We start from the raw sequence: 18715 nt of genomic DNA on the forward strand, positions 1-18715 counted from the left end.
ATAGTTTAACGCTAAACTATCTGTCCGGAAGGGGGAGATCGCCACGATGGCTGCGCGAAAAACCACAAAGAAACCAAATGTTTCTGCGGAAGAGCTTAAAACCTACTACCGTGAAATGCTTTTGATCCGCCGATTCGAAGAAAAAGCGGGCCAGCTTTACGGCATGGGTCTGATTGGTGGGTTCTGCCACCTGTATATCGGGCAGGAAGCCGTCGTTGTGGGCCTTGAGGCCGCAGCCAAGGAAGGTGACAAACGCATCACCTCATACCGCGACCACGGCCACATGCTGGCCTGTGGAATGGAACCGGGCGGCGTGATGGCCGAACTGACCGGGCGCGAAGGCGGGTTGTCCAAAGGTAAGGGCGGCTCGATGCACATGTTCTCGAAAGAGAGACACTTCTACGGCGGCCACGGTATCGTCGGTGCGCAGGTGCCGTTGGGTGCAGGCCTGGCCTTTGCAGACAAGTACAAAGGAAACGGCGGTGTGACCTTTACCTATTTCGGTGATGGCGCGGCGAACCAAGGTCAGGTCTATGAGACGTTCAACATGGCTGCCCTATGGGAACTGCCAGTGGTGTTCGTGATTGAGAACAACCAATACGCTATGGGCACGGCTCAAGCGCGTTCGACGTCTTCTGCTGACATCTACCACCGTGGTCAAGCCTTCGGAATTCCCGGAGAAATGGTCGACGGCATGGATGTTCTGGCGGTTAAAGCCGCAGGTGAAAAAGCCGTCGCGCACTGCCGTGCAGGCAAAGGCCCCTACATTCTGGAAATCAAGACTTACCGCTACCGCGGCCACTCGATGTCCGACCCGGCCAAGTACCGCACCCGCGAAGAGGTTCAGAAGGTCCGCGAACAAAGCGACCCGATCGAACATGTGCGCGAGCTGCTGCTAACCGGCAAACACGCGACCGAGGATGATCTGAAGGCGATCGACAAAGAGATCAAAGAGATCGTCAACCAGGCCGCCGAATTCTCGAAAGAAAGCCCCGAGCCGTCGTTGGATGAGCTCTGGACAGATATCTACGCCTGAGAGGACGATTAAGACATGGCAACCGAAATTCTCATGCCCGCACTCTCGCCCACGATGGAAGAGGGCACATTGGCCAAATGGCTGGTCAAGGAAGGCGATACCGTTTCTTCCGGCGACATCATGGCTGAAATTGAAACCGACAAGGCAACAATGGAATTCGAAGCTGTCGATGAAGGCATCGTCGGCAAGATCCTGATCGCGGAAGGCACCGAAGGGGTCAAGGTTAACACCCCTATCGCGGTTCTGGTCGAGGAAGGCGAAGACGCCTCGGCCCTGCCCGCGGCTGCGCCAGCAGCCGCAGCGTTGGCCGAGGCCGCCCCAGCGGCGGTTGAGGCCCCCGCTCCATCTGCTGCCCCGGCAGCACCGGTCGTCGATCTGTCGCCTGATTGGCCAACCGACGCTGAAATGAAATCTGAAACGGTCCGCGAAGCCCTGCGCGACGCCATGGCCGAAGAAATGCGCCGCGACGAAGATGTCTACCTGATGGGCGAAGAAGTTGCCGAGTATCAGGGTGCCTACAAGATTTCCCAAGGTCTGCTGGATGAATTCGGCTCCAAGCGGGTGATCGACACGCCAATCACCGAGCATGGCTTCACCGGTATTGCGGTTGGGTCCGCCATGGCTGGGCTGAAGCCGATCGTTGAATTCATGACGTTCAACTTCGCCATGCAGGCGATGGATCAGATCATCAACTCGGCGGCCAAAACGCTGTATATGTCAGGCGGCCAGATGGGCTGTCCCATCGTATTCCGGGGCCCGAACGGTGCCGCTGCGCGCGTTGCTGCTCAGCACTCTCAAGACTACGCGGCTTGGTACATGCAGGTCCCTGGCCTGAAAGTTGTGATGCCCTATTCGGCGGCGGACGCGAAGGGCCTTTTAAAATCGGCAATCCGGGACCCCAACCCGGTGGTCTTCCTGGAAAACGAAATCCTCTATGGCCGCTCGTTCGATATGCCGCAGGTGGATGACTTGGCTATCCCGCTGGGCAAAGCCCGTATCTGGCGCGAAGGCTCGGACGTGACCATCGTCAGCTTTGGCATCGGCATGCAGTTCGCACTGGAAGCCGCCGACAAGCTGGCCGAGGAAGGCATCAGCGCCGAAGTGATCGACCTGCGTACCATCCGCCCGATGGATACCGGCGCGATCATCAACTCAGTGATGAAAACCAACCGACTGGTAACGGTCGAAGAAGGCTGGCCGCAAGGTTCGGTCGGCAGCTACATCTCCTCCGTGGTGATGCAGGAGGCGTTCGACTACCTCGACGCGCCCGTCATCAATTGCACCGGCAAGGACGTTCCGATGCCCTACGCCGCGAACCTCGAAAAGCTGGCGCTTGTGACCACCGATGAAGTGATCGCCGCCGTCAAGCAAGTGACATATCGGTAAGGAGCGACACAGATGCCTACAGAAATTCTGATGCCCGCCCTTTCGCCGACCATGGAGGAAGGCACGCTTGCCAAATGGCTGGTCAAGGAAGGCGACACCGTCTCGTCCGGTGACCTGCTGGCCGAGATCGAAACCGACAAGGCCACGATGGAGTTTGAGGCCGTCGACGAAGGCACCATCGGCAAGATCCTGATCCCCGAAGGCACCGAAGGGGTCAAGGTAAACACCGCCATTGCTGTATTGCTGGAAGATGGCGAAAGCGCCGATGATATCACGGCCACGCCTGCCACAGCCCCCGCGGCTGCCCCCGCAGCCGCTGCGGGCAACGAAGCCGCCGCGCCAGCGGTGTCTGAAGCGCCCGCCCCTGCCCCGGCGGCTCCGGCCAAATCGGATGGCGGACGTATCTTTGCGTCTCCGCTCGCCCGCCGGATCGCCGCACAAAAAGGTCTGGACCTGACGCAGATCGCAGGGTCTGGCCCGCATGGTCGTATCGTCAAGGCAGATGTCGAGGGCGCCTCGGCGGCTCCGGCTGCTGCGTCTGCTGCCGCCCCCACAGCAGCGGCGGCGGCAGCACCCGCCGCAGCTCCTGCGGGCCCCTCGGCAGACGCGGTGGCGCGCATGTACGAAGGTCGGGAGTACGAAGAGGTCAAGCTGGACGGTATGCGCAAGACCATCGCTGCGCGCCTGTCCGAGGCCAAACAGACCATCCCGCATTTCTACTTGCGCCGCGATATCAAGCTGGACGCACTGCTCAAGTTCCGCAGCCAATTGAACAAGCAGTTGGAAGGCCGTGGGGTCAAGCTCAGCGTGAACGACTTCATCATCAAGGCCGTCGCCAACGCGCTGCAACAGGTACCGGCGTGTAATGCAGTCTGGGCCGAAGATCGGGTTTTACAACTGAAACCATCCGATGTGGCCGTCGCGGTCGCCATAGAAGGTGGCTTGTTCACTCCGGTTCTGCAGGATGCCGATACCAAATCCCTGTCGGCCCTGTCGACCGAGATGAAGGACCTTGCAGGTCGTGCCCGCGAACGCAAACTGGCACCGCACGAATATCAAGGCGGCACATTTGCCATCTCGAACCTGGGCATGTTCGGCATCGACAATTTCGACGCCATTGTGAACCCGCCTCACGCCGGCATTCTGGCCGTGGGCTCGGGCGTCAAGAAACCGGTTGTCGGCGACGATGGCGAACTTACCGTTGCCACAGTCATGTCGGTCACCATGTCGGTGGATCACCGGGTCATTGACGGCGCGTTGGGTGCGGAATTGCTGCAAGCCATCGTCGATAACCTTGAAAACCCCATGGTTATGCTGGCGTAAAGCCTTTTAAACACAGGCCACGCCGGATCATTCCCTGGCGTGGCCTACCAAATCACTGCCATGTTGTGAGCAGTCGTGATCGCTGCGATAGTTGCTCAGACACACGCAACAGACCACCTTGATTGCATTGATAGTTCTGATGCAAAGGTGCCCCATGACCCTCGTGAACTCGGCCAAGTGCTTTCTGGTGGTTTCATTGTTGGCGACGTCGCTGCCCGTTGCTGCGATCGCAAAACCCAACGGCTATCCGGGCGAGAACTCGACCTATAACCCGGATCCTGCTGAAGTCGCCAAGCGCAAAGCTGAGCGCGCCAAACGTATTGAGGCGCGTAAAAAGCGCCGCGAGGAAAAACGGCTCGAGCGATTGAACAGAAAGAAAAACCGCTCGAACTAAGGCTGTATTACTGGTCTTTGCCCAGCATATGATCCATCGAGATCGAGGGCTGATCGCAGCCGGCCTCTCCGACGATCTTTGCAGGAATGCCTGCCACGGTCTTGCAGGCGGGGACCTCTTGAAGAACCACAGACCCCGCTGCGATACGGCTGCAATGGCCGACCACAATGTTACCCAGAACCTTGGCCCCGGCCCCGATCAACACACCGTTACCGATGGTCGGGTGGCGCTGCTCTTCTTCCTTACCAGTGCCGCCCAGCGTCACGGAATGCAACATCGATACATTGTCACCGACAACAGCGGTTTCACCAATGACAATCGAATGGGCATGGTCGATCATGATGCCCTTGCCGATTTTCGCAGCCGGGTGAATGTCGATCCCGAAAATCTCGGACGAGCGCATCTGGAAGAAATACGCCAGATCGTGACGCCCTTTTTTCCACAGCCAATGAGCCACGCGATACGCCTGCATCGCCTGGTAGCCTTTGAAATAAAGGATCGGCTGCAACAATCGGTGGCATGCCGGATCACGTTCATAGACCGCCATCAGGTCCGCACGGGCGGCTTCAAGCAGTGAGGCGTCATCTGCATAGGCTTCATCCACGATTTCACGCAGCACCATCATCGACATTTCGTTCGAACACAGCTTGGCCGAAACCCGGTAAGACAGGGCCCGCTCAAGGCTTCGGTGGTGCAGGATACAGGCGTGAACCAGCCCCCCCATCAATGGTTCGCTTTCGACCGCCGCTTGGGCTTCGGTCGTGATGCGGTTCCAAACCGGGTCGACAGGAGTAACCTGACTGCGCTTTTCCAACATGGCTTTTGATCCTTTGCTGCGCCTAGAATGCCATTTAGTGGGAAAAACGCCAAACGCAAACCCGTGATCGGCAGAGTAACGAAAATGAATGAAACTGATTTGGCAGGCTATGAAGCGAAAATTCAGGCAAGATTGGCTGAACTATCAGAACATTCCGCGGCGGAAAAGCAGGCTCGGGCCGTTGTCGAGCTTGATCAGCAGGCCGTCGGTCGCCTTAGCAGAATGGATGCCCTGCAGAATCAGGCGATGGCCAAGGCACAACAGGCCAATCGGGATATCGAGGCGCATCGGTTACAAGCCGCCCTAGACCGCATACACGAAGGAGAATTCGGGTATTGCGAAGATTGCGGCGATGAGATTCCGGGCGGTCGATTGAATCTGGACCTTGCCGCTACGAAATGCGTCAGCTGTGCGTCCGGCTGATCTGAAACCGGATCAGGTGCTGCAAAACCAGTTCGAAACAGCGACAATATTGCACATCATCAAAACCGGGTTCATCCGCCAGCCGTCTGTTTCGCGCAGCTGCCATCAAAGAACCATTCCCGAACAATGGATGAAGATTTCCCGTCTGGCCGACATATTGGTCGGCCAGCTCAGCTTCTTGGATGAGACGTGTACAAAGACGGTCACGATCGTGCGGTAGCGCGGCCAGCAAGGCCCGCGCCGCCGCCGCGACATCTCCGTGCAGGATAGGGCGCATTCAGTGGATCACCCGACTGTCACTTGGGCGAATAGTCCCGGCCCGTAGCTAGCTGAAACCTGTGCAATGCGGACTTCATATGGCCCGTTGATCCCATCGTCTGCTTTCATAGCTGACGTGTAGGTCCAGTTTGGATCGCTCACGATCTGTTCCCGTACCAGGGTCCCGTTGGTTCGTATTTGCAGAAGGTAGGATTCGCTTTCCTCGGCCAACGGCACTTCGATCCCCGCCCAGTCGTCCCCATCCAGCCGGGTTCGGCGTATCCACGACAGTTGATCACCTGCGGCTGTTCCCATCGCCTTCAGATGCACCGGTGCGTATGGGCGCAACCCGTTGCCGTCGAACGCCTCGACAAGATGGACATAAGACGGTTCATCATACCCACGCGTTGCCGGACCAATGCGGTAGTGCTTGCTCACGCGCCGCTCGGACCGCAACAAGCCGGTTTGGTAAACACGCTGATCCAACAGGACGAACATCGACCCATCGGGCCAGACATCGGGAATGATCGCATCTGTCCCAAGCTGACCCCGCAAGCGCCCGGACAACGTATAGATACCCGTCTCTTGCAGGGTGGCGTCAGCGAATTGGAACAGTTCCCAATTGCCGGGCGTCCCGTCCCCGATCGCAGCCAGGTTCGCCCCGTTTAACAACGCGTCTCGTGGGCGCGATTCCAGCAGACCGTCCACCAGATTGACGCGTAGCGGCGCCCCTTCATCCCAGACACCGGCACTTGCGCGCCTAAGCGGGGTTTCGGTAAAACCAATCACCGCTTGGCCCGAGATCACCTCTTGCAGAGCATAATCTTCGTCGCTGGCTGCCGAGTAGACTGCAACACTGCCAGGCCATGGATTGGCTGATGCAGCAAAGTATGGGGCATGCGGCGCTTCTGATCCGGTCAGCAACGGCAAATCCATGAACACAGGCAAAACGGGAACCGGTGCCACAAAGGGTTTGATCGACACTTGATCGTCAGGCAGATCAGATGGCGCATAGACACCGGGTTCGATCCGCACTGCCTCGGCCAGTTGTAGATCGGCCTGCTCTAAGCGATCGATGCGATAGCGCGCACTCTGCCCGTCTTTGGTCAGGCTAACGACGTCACCCGCGCCCAGATGCAGCATCGACGGTGGCAAAGCAAAGCGCGCTGTCTCGCGTGAAACCCGCGCCTCGCTTAGCCAGCGCTCTGCGGTCTGACGACCTTCGGCGCGTGTCAGCGATAGAGGCATCTCGTTCACGGCCACCGAATGCGTTCGAGTGTCAGGCAAGATGGCCTCTTCTGACACAACATCATGATCGGCGTCCGATTGTACAAAGCGCAACCGAACGCGGCCTGTCATTTCGGCCTCAGCTTCTCTGCGATATTCCACGCGACCTTCGATATCAGAACTGTCTGCCAGATCGTCTGTATCCAATCCGACCACCTTGCGACCGTCGCGCATCTGAAACAACAGCACACCATCCCGTTCAATCGCATCAAACCCATAACGCAGCATCAAGGGCTGCAATGCCGCACGCGCGCTGGAGACATCTTGAACCAGATAGCCCCGTACGACGCCCTCCAGACGCGACACGTCGATATCCGTTACTCCGGCGCCGTGGCAGATTTCAGTGACCACAGAGGCCAGAGCCCGCGTGCCAGACCGTCCATTCAACCAATGACCTCGGGGATAGTTCGCCCCGTCGCTCCACTGGCTTCGCAGGTTCGGAAACGTTGGAAACGGACGCGCATCCCATGCCCAAACATAGGCGTTCGCCATATCAACCATCTGACCATCATATTGATCCGAAAGCGGGTTGATTGCCGGATCAGACCAGTAGCTATGCATCGCTTTCAAGTACTGCACCTGCATGAAATCATCGCGCCGACCGGAAGAGTACCTCGGCAGACTAGACTCCGAGGATTTCGGATCAAGAAACTTGTTCGGCTGATTTGTTCCTTTGTCGATGGCCGCGCAACCAAGTTCCGTAAACCAGATCGGTTTTGAACCAGGCACCCAATCGGTCGGGTTCGCTTGACGCACTCCGCCAATGCGTTCGTGATGCCGGTTCGACCACCAATTGCGTAGGTCCTTGTAACGCCAGACCCACGCCTCGTCATGCTCCTCATCCGTGATCGGCGTTCGTATCTGGGCTTCGGCCTCTTCCGGCGAGGCATAATACCAGTCATAGCCTTCACCGCCTTCGATATTGCCCCGAAGGTAGTCGAGGTCATAGATTGCGTCTGTGCCGGCTTTCAGATCCACGTGATCCTCGCCATCCCGCCAATCCGACAGGGGCATGTAATTGTCGATGCCGACGAAATCGATGTTTTCATCTGCCCACAGTGGGTCAAGGTGAAAATAACGGTCCCCGGCTCCATCGTTCGGCTGATAGCCGAAATACTCGCTCCAATCCGCTGCGTACCCGATTTTTGTGCCTGGTCCCAAGATTTCACGCACTTCGGCGGCCAAGGCTTGCATCTGGGAAACAGCTGGAAAACCGTTCAAACCGCGTATCTGGGTCAGCCCGCGCATCTCGGAACTGATGCAAAAAGACTCCACCCCTCCAGCAGCTTTACACAATGCCGCATAATGCAGAATGAACCGGCGCAATCCCCATTCCTGAGGGCCGCTATAGGTCACTTCGCCATCCCCAACGACAAAATCACTGGCGCGTGCGTGTCCAAAGAACGCGGCCACCTGTGCGTCGGCCGTTGCCGTTTGATCCGGTGATCCTTGTCGACCGGGCGCAGTGCTAAGCGTGATGCGCCCCCGCCAAGGCAAATGCGGCTGGTTTGCTGCATCCGACCACGGGTCTGGCAAACCGTTGCCTTGCAATTGATCCATCAGGATAAACGGATAAAACATAACCCGTTTGCCAATACTTTTCATATGCCGGATTGCCTGAACTACGGATTGATCCGCAGGGGTTGCGCCATAGACGGGGCGATCAATTTCGTACCGGACAGTTTGGGCGGTCTGGCGGGTCACACCTGCCACGCGCCAGGGCATGTTCTTGCCTTCGATATCTTTGCTCAAAACCTTGGGCTGAATCTGACATTGTCCGCACCGCAGGTCATCACCAAACCACGACACGATCAACGAGGCCGCCTCGCAGGAGGGCAACTCACGTTGCAGCGCCCGGGTCGAGGTCACAAGGTCCGGCCTCCCCGAGGCAGAGTTGACATTCGCCGCCCAGCTTTGCCCACGCCCTTTTGTGTAATTGACCTGTTCGCTGGCCAGCGCATATTCACCGGTGCCCGGCATCAGGGCAACGCCCTGTATGGTCTTGAACAGGGCATCCGGCGTATCAGGCAATCCCGGTTGTTCCTGACGTACGACTTCGAATGAAAATTGCGGCACCCTGTTTCCGAACGGCGCTAGTTGCAAACCTTCGATCACAACATAAGCCGTTCCACGATAGGCTGGAACATTGCCCGCACCCTCAATGGCTTCGATCAGAGGGTCCGGCAATTGATGGTCATTCCCCCGATAGATACGCATGTTCAGGGTTGCGAGTTCCAGTTCCTCGCCATCCGCCCAAATGCGCGGGACGTCCGAAATTTGCCCCGCCCCTACCGCAATGGCCAGAGAAATCGAATAGCTGTAGCTGTGCGTGGTTGTTGTGACCTCGGGCGATTTCGGAGATCCCTTGCCTCCCCCGCCGCCCTGCGAGGTTGTGCTTGTGCTTTTGGTTTCCAGAAAATCCGACGCCCAGATGACCTGACCACCCACACGCATACGCCCGAAAACCGTAGCGACCGGAGAGCCTTCTCCGGATTCGGTCAGGCGGAAACGGTCCAAACGCCCGGTCTCGACCACTTCGCTGCCGCCGCCCATGACCGACTGGCTCATCAACCGCTGGTCGATGACCCGGCCCAGCGTTGCCCCGATGGCGCGGCCGATCACCGCGGTCGACAGCCCCGCAACAGTGCCGCCAATCGCTCCGCCGACCGCGGCCCCTGCTGCAGACAGAATTATTGTAGCCATCACGTATCCTCCAGCGGGAATTCAAAACAGGCGACCACTCGGCGGCGCCAGGGATCACTCAGCGCGTTTTCGACGACGCCATAGCCGGAATAGGCATGAATAAACCGCAGTGCGGGTGCGGTTTCGCTGACGATACCCACATGCTTGGCAACACGCCCATCGCGCATACGGAACAACAAAACATCGCCCACCTTCGCAGTACTGGGGTTCTTTTCAATCAGGTGACGGCGGGCCGCAGCCCACATGCGCTCTTCGCCCTGCGGCTCAGACCAGTCCATGCTATAGCTCGGCACCGTTTCGGGTTCGTGCCCCAGCAGCGCGCGCCACACACCACGCAAAAGGCCCAGACAATCCGTACCCACTCCTTTGACCGAAGCCTGATGCACGTAAGGCGTTCCCAGCCAGCCTCGCGCCTCATCGACAATATCCTGCCTATGGCCGCTCATCGTCTGCTTCCCCCAGTGTTGGGATTGCCCTGCTTGGGCACCGCCATCACCCAGTCTTCACCGGGCAGGTCAGGGAACCCCTGAAAGTTTATGATGTTATTGAATTTTTTCCGGCAGGTGTGCATGCTTTTGTTGCACCCTGCTGTCAGCTTTACCCGGTCACCGACGGCCAGGCCGCCGCCGATCCCAGACCAAAGCGTAACATTGCGCCCACCCGCGATCCGGTCGTCCTGTTTGATTGCGGCCCACAACCCGGTTGCCCGCCCGGACACAACATCCAACCTGCCTCGCCTGAACCAGGCTTCATCCGGTGCTTCTGCCCCTTTCAATTGCAGGACAGTGCCGGCGGTCAAAGCGACCACTTCAGCCTCGGCCTGATATCCTGGCGCGCTGAGATTGAACTTGCAATCACCGTCCCCCAGAACTGCCGTACAAGGTTTCTGGTAAACCCTGCCCATCGGTCGGTTGAGCAGATCGGTCAAACCGCGTAATTCGGCGTGAAATGCACCACCTGCGCGGCGCATCTCACCAATCGAGCCTTTGAATTGCAGAAAACGCAGTTCAGGCGTGGCCCAGTTAACCAGCCACGCCCGGACCTGAGCATTGTCGAACCGACCCGCTTCGATGTCTTCTTCTGTGACGGCGGCATCGGACAATGCCCCCATGGCCTCAGAGTTGTCGACAGACAGTCCGGTGGCCTGTTCGATCGCCGTAGCCGTCAGGCCCGAGCTGGCCTTGAAGGTCATCCCGTCAAAACTCAGTTCCATGTCATGATCGGTAAAGCCATATTCCTGCCCGTCTTCACGTCGGATCGCCCAGCATCGGCAGGTAGTGGTAAGCCCAGTTTGCAGATGGGCGTGCAGTCCTTGTTTATCGCCGCTCATCAGACACGCACCTCAACCACCGGAACATTGGGCACGTCGCCTGCCTGAAAGCTGGCAACACTGGTCTGAATCTTGTCGGTGTCAAAACGAACCGGGACGTCAAACTCAAACCCGGCGGTGATTTCCACCTCTTCAGGCGGCGACGCTGTAAACGTGATCAGACCGCTGTTTAGATCCACTTCAAAATCTACGCCTTCGCGCATTTGATCCTGTTCCAAGCCGATCCGCACGGTACCCAAAACCGGTTTGACGATTGGGCGGACATAGCTGAACCCGCCCGAGCTGTAGGTTTTGACCAGCTGAAACTCGGTGCTTGTACCGTCGCCACGCGCAATAACCTGATCATCCACTGCGACGTCTGCTGTCGCAGCCCCGGACTTGTAATCCGACCAATCTTTCCAGCGGAAACCGAACATCTGCCCCTGGCGGGCTTCGAAAAACGAAACCAGTGTCTCGATATCGTCCAACGACCGCATCCCCAGCCCGGCGTCATAGCGGCGACGGGAATGCGCCCAGGGCGTGTTGCGTTCTTCGAACCCGTTGGCCAGCGTCACGATGTCCGTGCGCCGCTCAGGGCCGCCCACCGAACCAAAGCTCAGGCTGGCGGGAAATCTTACCTCGTGGAAATTCATGAGCTGCTCCCTCGTGTTACCTATTGCGATTGCCGCGACCCAAGGCGCGGCTCATCTGAGCGGCGATCTGACCCTGACTGCGTCTGAACCCTTGGACGTCCGGCGTTGTAATATTCATCACTACGTTCACTGCGCGCCCTCCGCCGGATGTCCGCACGCCCAGCTTGCCATCTGGCCCGCGCGCCAGAGGCATGATCGCCTCGGGGCCGGCCTCGCCCATCAGACCGGTGCCACCGCGCATTGGAAAGGTTGTGGGGCCGCTGACCACACCCCCATTGGCAAAGGGCATCACCCGGCCCTGCGAAAAGCTGCCGCCATTTGCAAAGGGCAAAATCCCTTGCACCAGACCACCGACCGTATTGGCCAGCATGCCGCCAAAATGATCCGTCACGGGCTTGATCGCCGCCGAATAGGCCGTGCGGATCATCGAGTTCTTCAGCACATCCAGCGCATCTGACAGGTTCATGCCGTCCAGTACCACGCCGTCAAACGCCTTGCGCAGTCCGCCGGACATACCCCGTTCCAAAGTGGCGACGTCCTTGCCGGTTTCTTCAAAGGCGGCGCTGATCCGCTTCATCTGATTGTCGAACGCCGCAGCCATCGACGCGGCATCCCCCAACGAGTCGCCTAGCGCCTCACCCCGTTCCTGCAGGTCATCCAACCCGTCACGATCCGTCATCACGCTCTCCTTGTTGCTTGTCCGGATAGGCCGCCAGCAAAGCGTCCAACCCCGCCCGGTTCATTGCTGGCATCCCGGCCCCTTGCCCCAACATCAGCCGCAGCTCGGCCGGGGTCAGACGCCAGAATTGATCCGGCGTCAGGCGCAGGCCGACGAAACCGGCCCGAATAAGCGAGGGCCAGTCAAACCAGCTCATGCGCCACCCGGTACCATGAAGGCCCGCGCCAGCAGTTCAGCCGCAGCCTTGGCGCCAGCCATCGGCCCGCCCTCGATCTCGGCCCGCAGCAGATCCGAACGGGCGACATCGGCGCCCCCGCCTCGCAGCCCGGCTACGATCAATGCCAGCACATCACCGCTGGAATAGGCCCCACCTTCGAAGCGCTGCACCAGTTCCACCAAAGACCCGGTGCCCAGCTCCTGTTCCAATTCCGCCAAAGCACCCAACGTCAGCTTGAGCACCCGCCGCTCTCCTTCGATGGTCAATGCCACCTCACCCGTCCACGGATTGGCCATCGGATTAAAGCGCCGTAAAGGCCAAAGCGCCGGCGCTGGCCAGGCTCATCTCATAGGTCGCCTCGCCATTGTGCGACCCTGCATATTCGATGCCGGTGACTTGAAATGCGCCTTCGACGATGCCGAAATCGGGAATGATCACCTGAAAGTTCGGTGTCTCACCGTCAAAGAACAGCTGTCTTGCGCGTTCGTCAGTGCCTGCGTCCTTGAACACGCCCGAGCCCGAGATCGCTGCGGATTTCACCCCTGCGCCCGACAAAAGCTCGCGCCAACCGCCCTGACTTTCCAGGCTGGTTACATCCACACTTTCCGCGTTGAAACTGACCCGCGTGGCCCGCAGCCCCGCGATGGTCTCGAACAGGCCCGAGCCGTTCATATCCACTTTGACCAACAGGTCTTTTCCGTTCTGGGCAGCCATATGCTCTCTCCGTTGATTGCTTAGTCGTCTTCCACGCGGGCGCGGAATCTCAGGTCGATCTGGCGGATGGCTCCGCCGGTTCCCGTGCGGCGGGCCGAGGCGCGTTCGAACCACAACCCCACCAATCGCCCGCGATCGAGGGTCAGTGCCGCACCCTCAAGCGCATCGCACACCGCCCCCGCCAGGGCTTTGGCGGCACCGAACCCGGCGGCCTCGGACATCACCGACACCGTGAACCGATGCAAAGCACCAGCGCCAGATCGGTCCGAGGCATCCCGGACCTCTTCCGGGCCCAATGTCACGTAAGTCTGGGGCACCACCCCTGCAGGTACCGCGTCATAGATTGCGCCCCCTGACAGCGTGCTGACCTGCGCATCGCCTGAAAGCTGCTGATAGACCGCCGCTTGCAAGGCCGCTGAAACGCCATAGCTCATGCCGCCACCTCTTCATCTGCGAAACAGGTCAAGTACTGGCCACGCGGGTCACGCTCGGCGACCGCGCGAATAACAAAACGGCGTGTGCCTTCGGTAAAACGCTGGTCCGGCGACGGGCGCATCAATGCCCCCTCGGGCGCACCCCGCACAACGATGCGGTAACCCACGCGCGAAACTGGCACCCCAGCCACCTGACGCTCGGCCCCGCTGCGTGCGGTAACTTCGGCCCAGACTGTACCCAGCGAGGCCCAGGATTCGGTGTACCCACCTGCGCCGTCGGCAGTTCGGACTGGCGCTTCGAGAACCAGCTTTCGGTTCAGTCGCGGCGCCTTCATTGCGTCACCCCTGCGCCAAAGCGCACGACGCGATAGCGTTGGATCAGGCTGGTTACGCCAAAGGGCATACAACCAGCACCCAAAGCAGTCTCGTCGCGGTATTCGTAGTAATGCGCGGCCAGCAACAAAACCGCCTGACCCAGGTCAGCAGGCAGCCCACCCCAATCTGCCGACATCCCTGCAGCAAAGGTGATTTTCACCGAGCCGCCTGTCGCAATGTTCGGCAACATCGCGCCCTTTGGGCGCAGCCTGGGGCGCTGGCTGTCCTGTTCCAGCCGATAGGCATCGGGCGCGATTGTGCTTTCCAAACCCGCCGCATCGCGGATTGTCACCGCGCCCACAGTCACCACCGGGGCTACCGGCAGCACCTCGCCTGCAGCATCGCGCCATCCGCTCAGGCTCCAAGAAAATTCGCGTTCAATCAGCACCTTGCCGGTGCGCGCCTCGATCGCAGCGATCGCCGCCCGCAGGAACCCGTTCAGCACCTCGTTCTGCACACTGCTCTCGACAAAGCCCGTGCCCAGACGCAGATGCGCCTTGAACTGGTCCACCGGCAACGCCGCATCCGCGATGGCGGTTTCTTCGATCAACATCATCCATTCACTCCGCAATCTCGGCCCCCTCCGGGGGTTGTCACTTCAGGAAATTGGCAGGCACGCGCCGCCCCACGTTGCTCGGACGGAGGGGAGCAGCTAGACAACGCAGGGGATCTCACCCCGGCCCGTACCCGCCGCCCGAGGGGCCGGTTACCCAGCCCCCCGGGATCCGCCACCGCTTAGGCAGTGCCGAATTTCACCAACTTGATTGCAGCAAAGTCGCTCACGTCGCCGCCGACGCGTTTGGTCGCGTAGAACAGAACATGCGGTTTGGCGCTGAACGGGTCGCGCAGAACGCGCAGATCGGGGCGTTCGGCGATGGTGTAGCCAGCCTGAAAATCTCCGAAGGCAATCGAGTAGCTGTCGGATGCCGCATCCGGCATATCCTCGGCGATCAGCACAGGATAGCCCATCAGGCGTGCAGGCTCGCCAGCGGCCAGACCATCCGACCACAGGAAACGGCCATCGCTGTCCTTCAACTTGCGGATCAGGCCCGCAGTTTTCGAGTTCATCACGAAGGTACCATTGACCCGGTACTGCGCGCCCAGCGCATAGACAACATCGACAATAGCATCCGCCTCAACACCGCCATCAATGCCGGTCGGAACGTAGCCGATATTGCCCCAATCCCAGACGTCATTGTCGACCTTGGCATGATCCAGAATGCCCTTCGGCTTGTCGACACCATCGCCACTGATAAACGCCGACGCCTCGGCGCGAGCAAACTTGTCAGCGATACGACCTGCCAGCCAACCTTCGACGTCAAACGCGCTGTCATCCAACAGGCGCTGCGACGCTTTCGGCAGCGCGCTCAGCTCGTGCAGCGCGATTGAGATGCGGTCAATCGATGGGGTCGCGGTCTCGGTCGCGGCCGAGGCCTCATCCGCCCATCCCGCACCGACGTCGGTGTGATCTATCAGCACATCGAACGAATTCGCTTCGACATTCACCACCGAGGCGATCGAACGGATCGAGGCGGTTGATTTCAGCACCGATTTGATGATCTCGGCGGTTTGCGGATCAACCAGATAACCGCCATCGCTGTTGACCGCACTGGTCAGCGACTTGGCCTCCATATCCAGCCCACGCAGGCCGTCATCGTCGCCCGAACGCACATAAGCGTCAAAAGCCTTTTGGTGCGGTGCGCCCTCGGTGATCGATGCCGCAAGATGCGGGCGTGCCGCGATGGTTGATTTACGATCCAGCATAGTCAGTCGCTCTTCTGTCTGTTGCAGTTTGGTTTTCACTTCAGCCTTCAGGCCCTTGAATTCATTCACGAAGCCAGCCATCGCCTGCTTCACCTCCTGAACCAGGGGCGCACCCTCTCCGGTCAAGGCCGGGGTTTCGGTCTTGCTCATAAGCACTTCCATTCTTGGGTGGGTTTGAGGCGCGCTAGGGTCGCGCCAGCTCCTGCCGGGCGTCATTGAACACCTCGGCTATGCTGCGCAGGGTTTCCTCGGCATCCGGGGTTGTCCCCTTTGCCGCCACCCGCGCACTGGGCAGCATCGGGAAAGTCACAAGCGACACCTCCCACAGCTCCAGTTCCGTCAGGACCCGCTGGCCCTTGTCATTCTTAACGGCTCGCTTAGTACGATAGCCAATCGACAGACCGTCCATGGCACCTGCACGGATCAACTCTGCCGCCTCATGGCCTTTTTGCGTACTCTCCAACAGACGTCCTTTGACCAACAGACCTTTGTCGTCTTCGCGCACCTCGTCCCAAACGCCGATAGGTTGCGCCGGGTCGTGCTGCCACAGCATCTTGACCCGCTGCCCGGCCTTCACCAGCCCGTCCAGGGACGCGCAATAGGCACCTTTCTGAACGACGTCACAGCCCTGATCGACCTGACCGAACAGGCTGGCATATCCTTCGATCACTGCATCCTCGGACACCGACAGCCCATCACCGAACCGCGCAAATTTATGCTCTAAATCCATCAATAACTCCTCGTAAACATTTGAAATCATGGCGTTACCGACAAAAATGACTGGAACGCTTGCGCCAGGATCACCGCCGCGACGCCATAAACCGTCAGCCACAACCGACGCTCTAGCCGCTCCATCATCTCTTCGATCTGATCCAGCCGTTTGCACAGATGCGCATGCTGGATCTCGGCCACCCTTTCATGCGCGGCCAGACGCAAGCCCGGCGCGCAATCGAACGGCGGATACCCTTCAGCCATCCGCATCCTCCGCCAGTGCCGGCAACCCCAGCAAAGACCGCTTCTCGGCATCTGTCAGGAAATCGGCACGGCTGACTCGGGTCCACTGCGCATCACGTTCGGTAGCCAACGCGGGCACCTGATCCAGATCGGGTTTCAGTATCAAATCCTCGCCAGAAAAGCCCGAGAGCCACTCTGACACTGCCGCCGCCACCCGCGTCACCAGGGGCAGAACAGTCAGGCGATAAAACGCCCGGTTGGCCTCCTGATAGTTCGAATAGGTCGCGTCACCCTGAATTCCCAGCAACATTGGCGGGACCCCAAAGGCCAGCGCGATCTCGCGGGCGGCGGCTTCCTTGGTCTTTTGAAACTCCATGTCCGAAGGGGAAAAGCCCATCGGCTTCCAATCCAGCCCCCCTTCCAGAACCATCGGACGGCCGGCATTGCGCGCACCGCGATAGTTCTGCTCAATCTCGTCGGACAGACGACGGAACTGATCCTCGGCCATCACCCCATGGCCATCGCCTTTCCACACCAGCGCCCCCGATGGCCGCGCCGCATTGTCCAACAACGATTTCGACCACCGAGACGCGCTGTTATGCACGTCAATCGCCATGGCCGCCGCCTGCATCGGCGAAAACCCATAGTGGTCATCCTGCGGGTGAAAGGATTTGATGTGACAGATGACTTCAGCCGCAAAACGATGCGTCTTGCCACCGACACTGTAATCATACGCCTTGGGCCAGCCATCCGAGCCCGGCACCACGCTCATCCGGTCCGAGCGCAGCACATGTAGTTCTACCGGTAACCCGCCTTCCGCTTGCACCGCCTCTACATATGCGTTGCCTGATAGCAGCAGTTGGCCGAACACGGCCTCCATCAACTCGGCCCGCCCCTGCGCGGCGTTCGGACGACGCATCAGGGTCAACATCGGATGCGTCTCATAGCGCTGTTCGCGATCCTGCAACACCAACGGCAGAGCCGCCGCCGCCTCAGCAATCAGCTTGACCGAGCGGAACCCCACCGGATTCCCAGAAAATCCCGTCCGCGTCAGCGATACCGCGTCCCGAGGGCTCCACGCCACGCGCCCCCCAGTCTGCCACGCCACCACAGGCCCTGCCGCGCTCGCCTTCGCCTCGGGCGTTTTCTCAGCCGCTCCACGACGCAAGAAATCGAATACCATGTCCAGATGCTCCTTTCTGCCGCCGCTCTGCCCGGCTTGTTGAAAGGAGTTATGACGCAGAGAAGTTTAAGCCTTGGGAATAGGGCGTACGGGGGTTGGGCAACACAAAGGCGTCAGGAAATGATCTACTTCACCGCAAAATACTATTGCTCCTGCAATGACCTACCGGTCACATAATTGTAGGATCCCAAAACCAATTGAAAAACAACTTCAAGTTCGTCTGCTGAAGAAGGAGTGAATATCATCACAAATCCTTCCCATCCGGGCCTTTTTTGCGACCAAGGATGGGCGACGGCCCAACCTGAATCTATCGCAGCCCGCGCCGTTTTAGGGTCAAGCGATGCATGGAGTGAGCCATCAGGATGCACATGAGCAAACTCCCGTCCGCCAACAATCACTTCTGGACGTTCCAAAGGAATATTATCTGCTAACCAGAATCCCTTGGCTCCGGGCAATGAGACGACAGTTTCGCGAATTTCTACGTCAGGAATTTCGTTGACGCGCCTTAAAAGGTCTTCGGTCAACTCTGGGACAGCCTCAACACCAATCTGGACGTGAGGAACCCCACTGGTTGTTTCCGGCCTTGGTGTTGTCCGTTCTGGCAATTGTGTGGTTTGCGCGGCAACGGGCCCGACGACGGCACAGATCATCGCCGCAACAATGTTACCTCGTAAAGCAACCCAGATGTTCATGGCTATGCCTCCATCTCGAAATGCTCGCATCAAGCGAGGTGTAAGGCAACACTTCAGGGGAAGGCACTTGGTCATGAGTATTGGCATGTCTTGTGGATAGCTGGAGCCCCAGCT

At 59.2% G+C, this 18715-nt stretch carries 23 protein-coding genes; 5 read left to right on the forward strand and 18 right to left on the reverse strand.

The genetic code is table 11. The features are described 5' to 3' along the window. The first annotated feature begins 46 nt into the window (after positions 1–46). The 4 genes from pdhA (at position 47) to AB1A64_RS05975 (ending at position 4139) form a co-directional block, all read left to right on the forward strand. Complete coding sequence (gene pdhA / locus AB1A64_RS05960) at positions 47–1036, forward strand: pyruvate dehydrogenase (acetyl-transferring) E1 component subunit alpha (RefSeq protein ID WP_366550573.1); 990 nt, start codon at positions 47–49, stop codon at positions 1034–1036. 15 nt (positions 1037–1051) lie between these two features. Continuing rightward, on the forward strand, positions 1052–2422 hold the full coding sequence (locus AB1A64_RS05965) for a pyruvate dehydrogenase complex E1 component subunit beta (protein ID WP_366550574.1): 1371 nt from the start codon (positions 1052–1054) through the stop codon (positions 2420–2422). Between the two features lie 12 nt (positions 2423–2434). After that, positions 2435–3745: a pyruvate dehydrogenase complex dihydrolipoamide acetyltransferase gene (locus AB1A64_RS05970; RefSeq protein ID WP_366550575.1), complete on the forward strand. Its 1311-nt coding sequence runs from the start codon at positions 2435–2437 to the stop codon at positions 3743–3745. Between the two features lie 154 nt (positions 3746–3899). Further along, a complete protein-coding gene (locus AB1A64_RS05975; RefSeq protein ID WP_170349047.1) occupies positions 3900–4139 on the forward strand; it encodes a hypothetical protein in 240 nt (79 codons plus the stop codon). A gap of 7 nt (positions 4140–4146) precedes the next feature. Here AB1A64_RS05975 and cysE read toward each other — a convergent pair whose 3' ends face one another. Continuing rightward, positions 4147–4956: a serine O-acetyltransferase gene (gene cysE, locus AB1A64_RS05980; RefSeq protein ID WP_366550576.1), complete on the reverse strand. Its 810-nt coding sequence runs from the start codon at positions 4954–4956 to the stop codon at positions 4147–4149. A gap of 84 nt (positions 4957–5040) precedes the next feature. Between cysE and AB1A64_RS05985 the strand changes: the two genes are divergently transcribed. Next, positions 5041–5379, forward strand: coding sequence for a TraR/DksA C4-type zinc finger protein (locus AB1A64_RS05985; RefSeq protein ID WP_366550577.1), 339 nt, complete (start codon positions 5041–5043; stop codon positions 5377–5379). Here AB1A64_RS05985 and AB1A64_RS05990 read toward each other — a convergent pair. The 17 genes from AB1A64_RS05990 to AB1A64_RS06070 form a co-directional block, all read right to left on the reverse strand. Then, positions 5360–5656, reverse strand: coding sequence for a hypothetical protein (locus AB1A64_RS05990; RefSeq protein WP_366550578.1), 297 nt, complete (start codon positions 5654–5656; stop codon positions 5360–5362). The genes AB1A64_RS05985 and AB1A64_RS05990 overlap by 20 nt on opposite strands. Before the next feature lie 8 nt (positions 5657–5664). Beyond that, positions 5665–9627, reverse strand: a complete 3963-nt coding sequence (locus AB1A64_RS05995) for a glycoside hydrolase/phage tail family protein (protein ID WP_366550579.1) — start codon at positions 9625–9627, stop codon at positions 5665–5667. Then, positions 9627–10073, reverse strand: a complete 447-nt coding sequence (locus AB1A64_RS06000; protein ID WP_366550580.1) for an NlpC/P60 family protein — start codon at positions 10071–10073, stop codon at positions 9627–9629. Before AB1A64_RS06000 ends, AB1A64_RS05995 begins: the two co-directional genes overlap by 1 nt. After that, entirely contained in the window at positions 10070–10957 is an 888-nt protein-coding gene (locus AB1A64_RS06005) for a DUF2163 domain-containing protein (protein ID WP_366550581.1), read from the reverse strand. Before AB1A64_RS06005 ends, AB1A64_RS06000 begins: the two co-directional genes overlap by 4 nt. Next, positions 10957–11589: a DUF2460 domain-containing protein gene (locus AB1A64_RS06010; protein WP_366550582.1), complete on the reverse strand. Its 633-nt coding sequence runs from the start codon at positions 11587–11589 to the stop codon at positions 10957–10959. The genes AB1A64_RS06005 and AB1A64_RS06010 overlap by 1 nt, the downstream gene beginning before the upstream one ends. A 16-nt stretch (positions 11590–11605) precedes the next feature. Continuing rightward, a complete protein-coding gene (locus tag AB1A64_RS06015) occupies positions 11606–12268 on the reverse strand; it encodes a phage tail tape measure protein (RefSeq protein ID WP_170349055.1) in 663 nt (220 codons plus the stop codon). Beyond that, entirely contained in the window at positions 12255–12464 is a 210-nt protein-coding gene (locus AB1A64_RS06020) for a rcc01693 family protein (protein ID WP_366550583.1), read from the reverse strand. The genes AB1A64_RS06015 and AB1A64_RS06020 overlap by 14 nt, the downstream gene beginning before the upstream one ends. Beyond that, on the reverse strand, positions 12461–12781 hold the full coding sequence (locus AB1A64_RS06025) for a gene transfer agent family protein (protein ID WP_366550584.1): 321 nt from the start codon (positions 12779–12781) through the stop codon (positions 12461–12463). The genes AB1A64_RS06020 and AB1A64_RS06025 overlap by 4 nt, the downstream gene beginning before the upstream one ends. Before the next feature lie 4 nt (positions 12782–12785). Beyond that, positions 12786–13199, reverse strand: coding sequence for a phage major tail protein, TP901-1 family (locus AB1A64_RS06030; protein ID WP_058280596.1), 414 nt, complete (start codon positions 13197–13199; stop codon positions 12786–12788). Positions 13200–13219: 20 nt separating this feature from the next. After that, complete coding sequence (locus AB1A64_RS06035) at positions 13220–13633, reverse strand: DUF3168 domain-containing protein (RefSeq protein WP_366550585.1); 414 nt, start codon at positions 13631–13633, stop codon at positions 13220–13222. Then, positions 13630–13968 (reverse strand): phage head closure protein, encoded by a 339-nt coding sequence (locus AB1A64_RS06040; protein WP_366550586.1) that lies wholly within the window; start codon positions 13966–13968, stop codon positions 13630–13632. The genes AB1A64_RS06035 and AB1A64_RS06040 overlap by 4 nt, the downstream gene beginning before the upstream one ends. Then, positions 13965–14564: a head-tail connector protein gene (locus AB1A64_RS06045; RefSeq protein ID WP_366550587.1), complete on the reverse strand. Its 600-nt coding sequence runs from the start codon at positions 14562–14564 to the stop codon at positions 13965–13967. Before AB1A64_RS06045 ends, AB1A64_RS06040 begins: the two co-directional genes overlap by 4 nt. Positions 14565–14743: 179 nt before the next feature. Continuing rightward, positions 14744–15922, reverse strand: a complete 1179-nt coding sequence (locus AB1A64_RS06050) for a phage major capsid protein (RefSeq protein WP_366550588.1) — start codon at positions 15920–15922, stop codon at positions 14744–14746. A 34-nt stretch (positions 15923–15956) separates the two neighbouring features. Beyond that, positions 15957–16502: an HK97 family phage prohead protease gene (locus AB1A64_RS06055; protein ID WP_366550589.1), complete on the reverse strand. Its 546-nt coding sequence runs from the start codon at positions 16500–16502 to the stop codon at positions 15957–15959. Between the two features lie 26 nt (positions 16503–16528). Further along, a complete protein-coding gene (locus AB1A64_RS06060; RefSeq protein ID WP_058280601.1) occupies positions 16529–16747 on the reverse strand; it encodes a hypothetical protein in 219 nt (72 codons plus the stop codon). Continuing rightward, positions 16740–17909, reverse strand: coding sequence for a phage portal protein (locus tag AB1A64_RS06065; protein WP_366550590.1), 1170 nt, complete (start codon positions 17907–17909; stop codon positions 16740–16742). The genes AB1A64_RS06060 and AB1A64_RS06065 overlap by 8 nt, the downstream gene beginning before the upstream one ends. A gap of 143 nt (positions 17910–18052) precedes the next feature. Further along, positions 18053–18601, reverse strand: a complete 549-nt coding sequence (locus AB1A64_RS06070) for a luciferase family protein (protein WP_366550591.1) — start codon at positions 18599–18601, stop codon at positions 18053–18055. Positions 18602–18715: the final 114 nt, after the last annotated feature.

This window comes from Ruegeria sp. ANG10 (genome assembly GCF_040705255.1).
Classification (GTDB): domain Bacteria; phylum Pseudomonadota; class Alphaproteobacteria; order Rhodobacterales; family Rhodobacteraceae; genus Ruegeria.